The 2,316-nt window shown below is 78.5% G+C and carries 1 protein-coding gene; it reads left to right on the top strand.

Annotation, left to right across the window (positions count from 1 at the left end):
• A partial coding sequence (locus WDV86_RS10700; protein ID WP_339567622.1) for an AAA family ATPase occupies positions 1 to 1,994 on the top strand: 1,994 nt, incomplete at its 5' end.
• Positions 1,995 to 2,316 lie beyond the last annotated feature (322 nt).

The raw sequence follows: 2,316 nt of genomic DNA, 5'->3' as shown, positions 1-2,316 counted from the left end.
CCGACGACGCCCAGCCCGACGACGCCCAGCCCGACGACGCCTTCCTGGCCGAGCTGCTCGCCGACGCCGAGGGCCACGAGCCGCCCCGGCGGCTGCTGGACCTGGTGAGCGCCCCGCCGGCTGCGGCTCCCGCGCTGGCCCGGCTGCTGGCGCGGGTGCTCGTCGTCGACGGCCTGGCGCAGGCACGGTCGGTGCTGGGACGCGCGCAGGGGCGGTCGGGCGGGGGCCAGGTCGTCGTCGTCACCCGCGACGGCGACGTGCTGGAGGCCGACCGCGCCCGTGGCGGCTCGGCCGGTGAGGCGAGCCTGCTGCAGGTGCAGGCCGCCGCCGACGAGGCCCGCGCCGCCGTCGGCGACGCCGCGGCCCGCGGAGAACGGGCCCGGTTCGCCCTCGCCGCGGCGAGCGCGGCCCGCTCGGAGGCCGAGCAGGAGGTGGAGGCGACGCTGGAGCGCCTGCACGACAGCGACGCCCGCCTGTCCGCCGTCGCCGAGCGGCTGGGCTCGCTCGGCGCGGCGGCCCGCTCGGCCGCGGCGGAGGAGGAGCGGCTGGGGCGCTCGCTCGCCGAGGCGCGCCACGGCGTCGCGCAGGACGCCGAGGCGCTCGCCGACCTCACGGCGCGGCTGGAGGCGGCGCAGGAGGCCCCCGAGGGCGAGGAGGCCGACGGGGAGCGCGAGCAGGCCCGGCGCGAGGAGCTCGCGGCGGCGTCCCGGGCCGCTAGGGCCACCGAGACCGAGGCGCGGCTGACGCTGCGCACGGGCGAGGAGCGGGCCCGTGCCCTCGCCGCGCGCGTCGAGGGCGCCGAGCGCGCCCGCCGGCGGGAGGAGGAGGCCCGGGCCCGGGCCGCACGGCGGGCCGAGACCCGACGCCGCGACGCCGCGACGGCCGCCGCCGTCGGCGCGGCCGCCCGGGCGGCCCTGGAGCGGTGCGCCGTCGTCGCCGTGCGCGCCGAGGACGAGCGCGCCGCCGCCCGCGCCGCCCGGGAGGAGCGGGCCGAGGCCGGGGCGTCGGCCCGGCGCCGCGCCGACGCCCAGGCCGCCGAGCTCGCCGAGCTCACCGACGCCGTCCACCGCGACGAGGTCGCCCGCGCGCAGCAGCGCCTGCGCCTGGAGCAGCTGGAGGAGCGCGCCGTCGCCGAGCTGGGCACCGACCCGGACGTCCTCGTGGAGGAGATGGGCCCGCACCTGCCCGTGCCGGTGCTGGAGCAGCCCGTGCCGGACAAGCCTGGCCCCTCCGACGGCGGGCCCGCCGACGAGCAGGCCCCGCCGGACGGCGCCGGGAGGGACGAGGGGACGCAGGACGTCACCCCCGCCGAGCCGCGCACCGTCCCCTACGTCCGCGCCGAGCAGGAGAAGCGGCTGCGCCGGGCCGAGCGGGCGCTCGCCCAGCTCGGCAAGGTCAACCCGCTGGCGCTGGAGGAGTTCGCCGCGCTCGAGGAGCGGCACGCCTTCCTCGTCGAGCAGCTGGAGGACCTCACCCGCTCGCGGGCCGACCTGCTCGGTATCGTCGCGGAGGTCGACGCGCGGGTGCAGCGCGTCTTCGCCGAGGCCTTCACCGACGTGGCCGCCGCCTTCGAGCACGTGTTCTCGCGGCTGTTCCCCGGTGGCGAGGGACGCCTGGTCCTCACCGACCCGGGCGACATGCTGACGACGGGCATCGAGGTCGAGGCCCGCCCGGCGGGCAAGCGCGTCAAGCGGCTGTCGCTGCTCTCCGGCGGTGAGCGGTCGCTGGCCGCGGTCGCCTTCCTCGTCGCGATCTTCACCGCCCGTCCCAGCCCCTTCTACGTCCTCGACGAGGTGGAGGCCGCGCTCGACGACACCAACCTCGGCCGGCTGCTGGAGGTCATGGAAGAGCTGCGTGCGTCCAGCCAGCTGGTCGTCATCACCCACCAGAAGCGGACGATGGAGATCGCCGACGCGCTCTACGGCGTGACGATGCGCGGCGACGGCGTCACGACGGTCGTCAGCCAGCGGCTGCGCGAGGTCGCGCCGGCCTGAGGTGCCCCGCCGGCTGCTCCTCCGCGGGCGACGCCGAGCGCCGTCGCGACGAGCCGGCGGCCGCGTGGCGTCGCCGCGGTGACGTGCGGACGTCGGCTGCCTCCGGAGCATCTCGATCCGCTCTCGACGGGCGTGTTGCCGTGACTGCGCGTGCTTCGTGGGTGACTCTCCGTCTCATGTCGTGGTGGGGCGCCGGTCTGCTCGTCCTCTTCATGCTCGCGGTCGTCCTGCTGGCGCTGGTCGTCGTCGCGGCAGCCTCGTGGTCCCAGCTGGAGCGTCGCCGCGGTGGCCCCGGCCGACGCGGGCGGCTGCTCGCCGTCGG

It is taken from the genome of Pseudokineococcus sp. 1T1Z-3, assembly GCF_037482365.1.
Classification (GTDB): Bacteria; Actinomycetota; Actinomycetes; order Actinomycetales; family Quadrisphaeraceae; genus Pseudokineococcus.
Note: the sequence above shows the minus strand (reverse complement) of the source record. Positions and strands in the feature narration are given on the sequence as shown.